A 5707-nucleotide genomic window follows, 5' to 3' on the forward strand; every position below is an offset into this window, starting at 1 on the left:
CGCTCCCACGGAACCGTACGTGAGAGTCTCCCCTCATACGGCTCTTGTTGTTGAACCGTTCAGCTTTGATAGTCCAAGTCCCAATGCGCAAAGAGCCCCGGTACGGTACGACGAATTCGCCGTAGCCAGTCGAAGGCCTGCGCCAAACTGCCGTGCACACGCTTGTGCTTACGAGCAATCCATTTGGCAAGGCGCACCACCGGATTGATCCGCTTCGCAATTTCCTCAAGGGAAATGGGCGTTTTGCGTTTCAACCCCCAGTCACGCACCGTTTGGCGGATCGCTTTGGCCGCTTTGCCGCTGATCGCTGGAAGAAAGTTCAAAGAAACCGCCCCATCTTTCGTCACAGACTTGCGGGGACGAAACGTGTACCCCAGAAAGTCAAAGCCGATTTCAGGATAAGTTTCCGTGCGCTCCTGGTCCTTGCAATAGACGATTTTCGTCTTGCTCGGACTCATCTCCAGCTTGCATGCGGCAAGGCGTTTCCTGAGTTTGTCGCGCAGCATTGTTGCCTGCGCCAAACTCTTGCTGTCGAAGAACGAAATAACGGCGACTGTGAACGAATAAGCTGCGACTGGCCGCGCGGCTACAGACGCCCGACGCCGAAGATCGCCGCAAATCTCTTCTCGATTTGCCGCGACCGAGGCGGCGATTTCCTGCGTGCTGCGGCCAACGGCTGGTGTCTCGCTCTCGCCGAGGGCGGCGACACCCACTTGGCAGCCGCTTCCGGCCATCGGTCGAGTTGCCACACCGGAACCTCGCGGGCGATCAACTTCGCGAGCGGCTCGCGTGGCGCTCGGTTGGTGGGCGGGAGCCGAAGGTAGTAGCCGAGCAATCCCAGGACGAACTGGCGGTGCCGCAGGTGGTCAGGTGTGGGCAACGTCATCGGCGGATTGATACCGTCGTCGACGCGGAGCGCGCGGTAGGGCCATCGCTGCTGACGTTCGGGAACGTTCCTCGGTGAACGACCGAGCTGATGATGAACGGCTTCGTCCGCGGCCGGCGACAGCAGAAGCTGGATCAGGGTGCGCAGGATTCTTGCGAGTTGGTCTGGTTCGGTCTTGCCCCAGGGCGGCGGATGCTCGGCCGGCTTGCAGACGAGCGCCTGGAACCACAGCGCGCCGTCAATCAGAAGCGCTTCCCGTCGCAGCTCCGGCGCCGACCATTCGATGTTCCTTCTTGGCAGCTGCCGGAAATCGCTGCTCGTTCGGATCTCGCGCAGGCGGGCGACGGTGACCGGTTCAAGCCAGGAACGATGCTTCTCGCAGGCCAGTGCCATCGGATGCATCCAGCTGCGTTGCCACCCAAGCGGCGCGCCGTTCAAGCTCGCTTCGTCCAGGCATTGGCCGCAGAAGCCCATCTCGGTCGTCCAGCGCCGACCGTACTGCGGCGCTGCCATGCCCGATAGCGAATCGAGCGGTCGATGTAGCGCTGCGGACAGCTGCGGCCCATGCACGTGGTCTAGATGAAGTTCGTACCACGGCGGCGCCGTCCGGCGTTGTGTCCGCAGGACGGCCAGGCGATCCAGCAGATTGCGCAGGCTCAAGCCGTAGGCCTGTGAGATCCTCATCAACCAGGAGCCGAGCAACTCGTCGTCCGCCGGAGGCGGCACGACGGGAAGACCCGGGTGCCAGAGGGCATGCGACGCACTCATGCCCGAAGGCTCACCCTGCCGACGGTTGCCTCCAGCAGCTCGGCCGTGATGCGTTCGCGCTTCGTTCGGATCGCTGCCTCGGCCGCGCGCGACAACAGCTCCGTGATGTCGCCGGTGACGCCGCTGGTGACGCTCATGATCAAACTCACGATCGCCGGGTTGTCGGAGATCCCAGAGGCATGACGCAGCGGCAGTTGGCGTTCGAAGCCTGCCAGGAATCCGCGCAGGTCGTCGTTCTCCTGCCACCGCGGCAACTCCAGTCCGCGGAAACGGCTCGAAATCTGAGGGTCGGTCTGCACGGCCGCCAGCGCGTCCCGGGTACCCAAGGCAACGATCGAGCAGGGCACCTGGTTGGACAGAAACTTCAGCAGATTCAGCGAAGCGCGCTGCTCGCGCGCCGAGCCAGCGAGCAAGTTGTGCACCTCATCGACGACGATGATCTTCGGGCTCACCTGGCGCAGCAGCGTGAGGGACGTGAACTCGACCGCGGCCAGACGATCGCCCGGTCGGTACGGCGCGTTCAACGCCAGCAGCAACTGCCCGTAGAAGCGTCGCTCGGTCGGCGCCGCCGGCATCTCGACCGCCAACACGTCGATCTGTAGCATGCCAGTCTCGGGGTTGAACTCCTTGTGCGGGTGGTCGCGCAGAAACTTCTGGATGATCATCGACTTGCCGATGTTGGATACGCCGTGGATCAGCAGACTGGGCATGCGCGTGCGCTTGGGCGATGCCAAGAGCCGTTCGAGTTCCAATAGCGCCTTGCGTGCGCGTGGATAGTGATAGTCGATCCATCGATCCTCTGCGAGGAAGGAAATCCGGTGCTGGTCGGACAGGTCCAGCGCTGCGAGCGCTTCGGGGTCCAAGTGGCTGGTCGACGTCATGGTTTCCTCAACACGATCCGGGCGCGTTCAGCGCGTCACCAGACCTCTCCCTTGAATGGCTTGGCCGGCTTGCTGTAGTCCGTGCCAGTTGCGGGGGTCTTGGCTCCAGGGGTTACCAACGGATCGATGCCGCTGGGCGTCGGGCCGCGCTGAGCGGCTTGCTGCTTGCGCCGCATCTTTTTGGTCTTGGCCTGGGCGCCGCGCACGATCTCGCGCTGCTTCTCGATGGCCTCGATGAGCAAGGCCGAATTGATGGACTTCTGGCCGAGCTGGTGAAGGTGGCGCGCGGCGGCCTGCACTTCCCACAGACTCACCGGCGGCAAGCGCAGGTCAGCGAACGGAACCTCCAGGTAGTCGTCGCCATGCGGGACGTATAGCGTGGCCAGATTGCGGGGGTCGAAATGCAGCGTCAATCGTTCCTCCTGTCCCAGCCACTGCGTGAAAATCGGGTGCCAGTAGCGCAGGTTCTCGAACACGACGCCGTCGCGCCGCAGCGTGCGGGCGATGGCGGGGAGGAAGTCGATCCGGAACCGCTTGAGGGAGCTCGGCGGCAAGGGCTGGCTGGTGTGCAGCGCCCAGGCGCCGCTGGGCGTTCCTCCTTTGAGTCCACGATGCGGTTCCTGGTGATATCGGCCGACGATCTGCTGCGCGAACCAAGATTCGAGCTCGCCGAGGGTCATTGCGGCGTGCTTGTCCGGGTCGTACGAGCGGCGGGCCTTCGGCGAGCCGCCCGTGGCGCCGGGCAGCGCCTTGAGCTTGCTCATCTTCGTGCCGATGAGCCGCTCGATGTGCCCGCCGTGGTGCGGTCGCTCGCGGTGGACGAGCTCGATGCCGTACTGGGCGCAGCCACGCTTGAGGGCCTTGCTCTTGAACTCGGCGGCGCCATCCAGCTGCAGCGACTTCGGCAATCCGGACATCGGCCAGTCGCCGGCGACACCGAGCTTGAGCAGCCAGTCGGTCTTGGAGGCGACGATCGTCGTCAGGCACAGAGCGACACCGTGCCGGCGCCGGGCGGCACAAACGTGATCACAAAGCCGAGGATGCAGCGGGTCGCCACGTCCGTGGCCATGGTGAGGTAGGGCTTGCCCAGCGGCTGTCGATACAGATCGTCGACCACGACGATGTCCATCGGCGTGTGGTCGATCGCTACAACGTCGAGCGGGCGCTGAACGACGAAAGTTCCGGGCGCGATCTTCGGGTCGGCGGTGCCTGGCGTGGCGACACCACGGCGATGGACTCGGACCTTGGCGCGCCTGAGTCGGCGATCGATCGTGGGCCGCGAAGGGCAGGGGATCTGCTTCAAGCGGCACAGAGCGCCGACTTCCTCGACCAGATCGATCACGCGCAGCGGACCGGCTTTCTTGCGCATGACTCTGATCGCATCTTCGACAGCTTCTTCTTGCTGCGCCGATAGGCGCGACGCGAACGGCTTCCAGCCGCGCTTGCGGCCTGCTACCGCCGAGGCCGCATCAATCTCTTGAAGCCGGGCGCGATACCGGTAGACGGTTGCCCGGTGCACGCCGAATCGCTTTGCGAGGCGCTCCGCCTGGGCGTGCGTCATGGGCGTACTGCCCAGCGATCGAATCGCCTGGGCTACGCGCTCAAACTGCTCCCATTGCCGGTCATCGAAGGTCTCGAGCGCGCTGGGAGTGATGCTGCGGATTCGCAGCTTGTTCGAAGTGATTTGGGTGCCACTGCAGCGATCCTATGCCGGTGCGAGACAGTCGCAGTTTATGCGTTTGAAATGCAAGGTGGTCGCAGTTTTTGCGTTCAAACTCGGGATGGCGTTGCAGTGGCGCGACGGCTTCACAAACACAACAATCACGCGGCAAGGCCGCGCCAACACTTGATTTCCTCGGCGCCGACCAGTCGCACATTATTCGTTCATAGTCGCAGTTATTGCGTTCTTCGACACGAGGAACGGATCGCGGTGCTTCGAGCGGTGACTGGGGCCTATGCCTATAACCTGCGCAAGGAACCGGTTTTCGACGCCGGGATGTCGCAAAGCTCGGGCATTCTGCGCAAGGACGCTTCACGCGCACCCGTGGCGATGGCCAGCACGGCGATTCGGGCGGCTTCGGGCAGCGCACGCACGGCACCATCCTCCTTGTAGGATCCGCCGCACCCAGGCACCGCGCCCTTCGCCATACTCGAGTTGGGGGACCCGGCTGCGAATACCCTCCACCAACGAAATCTCTGCAAGATGTGGACCTGAATTTGGAAAGCCGCGCTCGGGTCATTCAAACCGATCCGAAGCGATCAAGGTGTACCGGCGAGACGCTTACCTTGCACCTGTTTGTCCTCGCGATGGGACATGCGCACCGGCGGCGATCGACTACTCGCCCGAGTGGTTCAAGTGTTCGGTGGTGCAACGGCACATCATGGCTATCTGTTTTGCAACTCTAGAGCCAGCCGGATCAAGCTTATGGTGCACGACGGATTCGGCGTGTGGTGCGCGGCCAGGCGCCTGAATGTCGGCAGCTTCGAATGGCCCCGACATGCCACCGACGGGACGTCGGTGTCGCTGACAGCTGAGCAATTCGATGCCCTGGTGCTCGGCCTGCCTTGGCAACGCCTTGAGCAATTACGCGTCATCACACGCATGTGACGAGCCTCAATTGATGAGGCATACAGCTTGCACAATGGCGCATGCTCGATGTGCATGCAATCAAGAACAAGGACCTCAGCGGTCTTGGCTCAGAGGACGTTTCGAAGCTTGTAAAGCAGATGCTTGCTCACATTTCGGAGCAAGACAGCCACATCGGTGAGCAACGCAAGCAGCTTTATTCGGGCGGCGCAAGCCATCAAGTGGCGCGATGCGAAGATCGAGAAGATCACCTTCGAGCTCGCACGGCTGAGGGCGTGGCGATTCGGCGCGAAGACCGAGCGCATGAACGCAGAGCAGCGCGAGATCTTCGAGGAGACGCTGGCCGCGGACCAGGCCAGCCTTGAGGCGCAACTGGAAGCGTTGCAGGCCGAGGGCGCCCCGAAGCCAGCGCCAGAGCAACGCCCACCCAAACGCAAGCCCAAGCGCGAGGCCTTGCCAGCGCACCTCCCGCGGGTCGATCAGATCGTGGAGCCCGAGAGCACGGCCTGCTCCTGCGGCGAGGCGATGCTTCGCATCGGCGAGGACATCAGCGAGCGCTTGGACATCATTCCGGCGGAGTTCTTC

8 protein-coding genes are annotated in these 5707 nt (G+C 63.2%); 3 read left to right on the forward strand and 5 right to left on the reverse strand.

Going from position 1 to position 5707, the window contains the following annotated elements:
- Positions 1 to 59 precede the first annotated feature (59 nt).
- The 5 genes from AC30NL_RS06225 to AC30NL_RS06245 form a co-directional block, all read right to left on the reverse strand.
- The gene (locus AC30NL_RS06225) at positions 60 to 506 is read right to left on the reverse strand and encodes a hypothetical protein (protein WP_489463143.1); all 447 of its coding nucleotides are present in this window, start codon (positions 504 to 506) and stop codon (positions 60 to 62) included.
- Between the two features lie 80 nt (positions 507 to 586).
- Complete coding sequence (locus AC30NL_RS06230) at positions 587 to 1654, reverse strand: TniQ family protein (RefSeq protein WP_489463144.1); 1068 nt, start codon at positions 1652 to 1654, stop codon at positions 587 to 589.
- A complete protein-coding gene (locus AC30NL_RS06235) occupies positions 1651 to 2535 on the reverse strand; it encodes a TniB family NTP-binding protein (RefSeq protein WP_489463145.1) in 885 nt (294 codons plus the stop codon). The genes AC30NL_RS06230 and AC30NL_RS06235 overlap by 4 nt, the downstream gene beginning before the upstream one ends.
- 35 nt (positions 2536 to 2570) lie before the next feature.
- On the reverse strand, positions 2571 to 3581 hold the full coding sequence (locus AC30NL_RS06240) for a Mu transposase C-terminal domain-containing protein (protein WP_489463150.1): 1011 nt from the start codon (positions 3579 to 3581) through the stop codon (positions 2571 to 2573).
- Positions 3515 to 4096, reverse strand: coding sequence for a transposase family protein (locus tag AC30NL_RS06245; protein WP_489463146.1), 582 nt, complete (start codon positions 4094 to 4096; stop codon positions 3515 to 3517). The genes AC30NL_RS06240 and AC30NL_RS06245 overlap by 67 nt, the downstream gene beginning before the upstream one ends.
- A gap of 369 nt (positions 4097 to 4465) precedes the next feature.
- On the opposite strand from AC30NL_RS06245, the gene AC30NL_RS06250 reads away from it, so the two are divergent.
- The 3 genes from AC30NL_RS06250 to AC30NL_RS06260 all read left to right on the forward strand — a co-directional run.
- Complete coding sequence (locus AC30NL_RS06250; RefSeq protein ID WP_489463147.1) at positions 4466 to 4648, forward strand: hypothetical protein; 183 nt, start codon at positions 4466 to 4468, stop codon at positions 4646 to 4648.
- Between the two features lie 201 nt (positions 4649 to 4849).
- Positions 4850 to 5143 (forward strand): IS66 family insertion sequence element accessory protein TnpB, encoded by a 294-nt coding sequence (gene tnpB / locus AC30NL_RS06255; protein ID WP_489463148.1) that lies wholly within the window; start codon positions 4850 to 4852, stop codon positions 5141 to 5143.
- A gap of 156 nt (positions 5144 to 5299) precedes the next feature.
- A partial coding sequence (locus tag AC30NL_RS06260) for an IS66 family transposase (protein ID WP_489463149.1) occupies positions 5300 to 5707 on the forward strand: 408 nt, incomplete at its 3' end.

The sequence above is a fragment of the Rhizobacter sp. genome (genome assembly GCA_021153565.1).
Classification (GTDB): Bacteria; Pseudomonadota; Gammaproteobacteria; order Burkholderiales; family Burkholderiaceae_C; genus Albitalea.